This window comes from Alloalcanivorax profundimaris, from assembly GCF_015265435.1.
Lineage (GTDB): Bacteria > Pseudomonadota > Gammaproteobacteria > Pseudomonadales > Alcanivoracaceae > Alloalcanivorax > Alloalcanivorax profundimaris.
This window is the reverse complement of the sequence record NZ_JABJWH010000023.1, coordinates 1-2,233: the sequence shown is the minus strand read 5'-3', so window position 1 is coordinate 2,233 and position 2,233 is coordinate 1. Positions and strand designations below refer to the sequence as shown.

The 2,233-nt window shown below is 64.4% G+C and carries 3 protein-coding genes; all 3 read right to left on the bottom strand.

Going from position 1 to position 2,233, the window contains the following annotated elements; all coding sequences use genetic code 11:
* Positions 1-141 precede the first annotated feature (141 nt).
* Positions 142-537 carry a hypothetical protein gene (locus HMJ39_RS13655; protein WP_194297741.1) on the bottom strand — a complete coding sequence of 132 codons (396 nt, stop codon included), beginning with the start codon at positions 535-537 and terminating at the stop codon, positions 142-144.
* 150 nt (positions 538-687) lie between these two features.
* On the bottom strand, positions 688-978 hold the full coding sequence (locus HMJ39_RS13650) for a hypothetical protein (RefSeq protein WP_194297740.1): 291 nt from the start codon (positions 976-978) through the stop codon (positions 688-690).
* A gap of 62 nt (positions 979-1,040) precedes the next feature.
* Complete coding sequence (locus tag HMJ39_RS13645) at positions 1,041-1,994, bottom strand: alpha/beta hydrolase (protein ID WP_161382502.1); 954 nt, start codon at positions 1,992-1,994, stop codon at positions 1,041-1,043.
* Positions 1,995-2,233 lie beyond the last annotated feature (239 nt).

Here is a 2,233-nt window from a genome sequence, read left to right as displayed (position 1 = left end):
GAACCTTGGCGGAGATCCTCAATCCGGACCCGGGGCGAAGTAAAAAGGGCGAACCTCAAATGAGGTTCGCCCTGTGAGGCCGCCGACTGTGGGACAGCAGTGCCCCTCGGGGCCCCTTTTCTGTTACCGCTGGCGGGCGGATCAGTCTTTATCCGCGCCCATCGCCTTGCGGTACTCTTCCTTGATGTTCTCGCTGGAGTCGATTTTCTCGCGCTGTTTCAGGTAATCCTTGGACTTCTGCTCAGCACCGTCCATCTTCTTCTCGGCGGCCTCTTGCTTGGCTTCCATGGCCTTGCGGTATTCCTCGCTGATGTTGCCCTCGGAATCGATCTTCTTGCGGCCCTCGGAGTAATCCGGGTTGGTCCCGGACTCGGACATGCCCTTCTCCTTCGCTTCGCGCTGGGCCTCCATGGCCTTCTGGTACTCCTCCTTGATGTTTTCCTGGCGATCGATGTTGGTTTGCTGAGCCAGGGCGGCGGGCGCCATCAGGGCACCGGAAACACCAAGCAGGGCGGAAATGAGTATGGTTTTTTTCATGGTTCTCTCCTTCGTTATTTTTTCGATCCCTATCGATCGGGGTCCAAACGATCCGCCTCCAGTATAGGGACGGTACCGTGACAATGCACAGCCCAAAATGGCACCGCGAAAGCCACCGGAGAGAGAAAGCGAGAATCAATTAACGGTGTGCTAGCGTGCGGGGCCCCGATCGATCCCGTTGAAAGGCTGTTGGGAGCGCTCGCGGACCCGGTCGTTGCGCTGGCGCGCGGCCTGGTCCAGCCGCTCCATCCGGTCGCGCATCATGCTTCGGTGCTCCCCGGCCTGGTCCCGGCCGCGCTGGCGCAGGGCCTCGGCGGCGTTGCGGTTGGCCTCCAGACGCTGCTGGCGATTGTCCCGCAGGGCGTCATCGGCGGCGGTGACGGCGGGGGCGCCGGCCAGGGCGGCGGCGGCCAGGACGGCGAGCAGTGGCTTCATGTTCATGGCTGGGCTCCTGAAACGTTCGGCCAGTGTTATCCGGTTGGAGTCACGGCGACGCGAAGGGTTCAGGCCAGGTAGCGGTCGATCAGGGCGAAAATGCGCTGGCGGTAATCGCCGTGCTCGTTGGCCAGGTGGTGGCGGGCGCCGGCCAGCATGTGGATCTCCGGGTCCTCGAACTTGCTGCGGATAACCTGCAGGTTGTGGCGCCAGTCCACGGTTTCATCCTGGTCGCCCTGGATCACCACCGGCGAAATCTTGACCCGGTCGGCGGCCTCGAAGCCGGGAATCCAGCGCTTCAGGGCGGTGACCCAGCGGGCCGGCAGGCGGCGGTCCTGGAGCGGGTCCTTGTTTTCCAGGAAATCGAGGAAATCCGGATCACCGGAATTGACCGTGAACACCCGCTTGATGGAGCGGGCGAAGGGGCGCACCAGGGTGTGCAGCCAGCGCGCCACGCCCCATTTGAACGGCCGCACCAGCGGCGCCAGCAGAATGATCTGCTCAAAGGGGCTGTTGTCCGCGTCGAAACCGTGGTGCAGCAGGTAGTCCATGACGATGGCGCCGCCGGTGCTCTGGCCGATCACGTGCCAGGGGCGCGGAAAGTGGTTTTCCGCCATGGACAGGCACTGTTCCAGCACCTCGCGGTAAATGCGGAAGTCGTCGATGGCGGCGCGGGGCCCGGAGCTCAGGCCGTGGCCGGGCAGGTCGTAGGCGAGCACCGCGTAGCCGAGCTGCAGCACATGGCCGATGACGTGCCGGTACAACCCCACATGGTCGAAATAGCCGTGGCAGATCAGCACGGTGCCGCGCGGCGCGGCGGGCCGCCAGGCGTGCACGCTGATGGTGTGGCCGGCGGCCTCGAAGTAACCGAAGCCGTGCTCCAGCTCAGGCAGGCGGGCGTCGAAATCAATGCCGTAGTAGTGGGCGTAACGCTGGCTGGTTTCGTCGAGGGGGTCGAAGGCTTCCCAGTTCAGGGGCTGCCAGTGCTGCAGGATTTCTTCGCGGCTGAACGGTAACGACATGATGGCGGCGGCGTTCTCGGTAACGGGATTCGATGATAGGCGCCCGGTGGCGGTAAAAAAAGGTCCATCGGGGGTTCGGGGTAACGGCGGACGAAGGATCCTCCATCCGGGCCGCGTCTCGTCGTGGTCCCCCTTCCGGGAACGCCGTGAACCCCCGCAAGCGGGTCCGGCCACCCATCACAGATGGGCGGCGTTCGGCGGCGCGCGAAGCAGTGCTTCGCAACACGCTTGCCTCACCC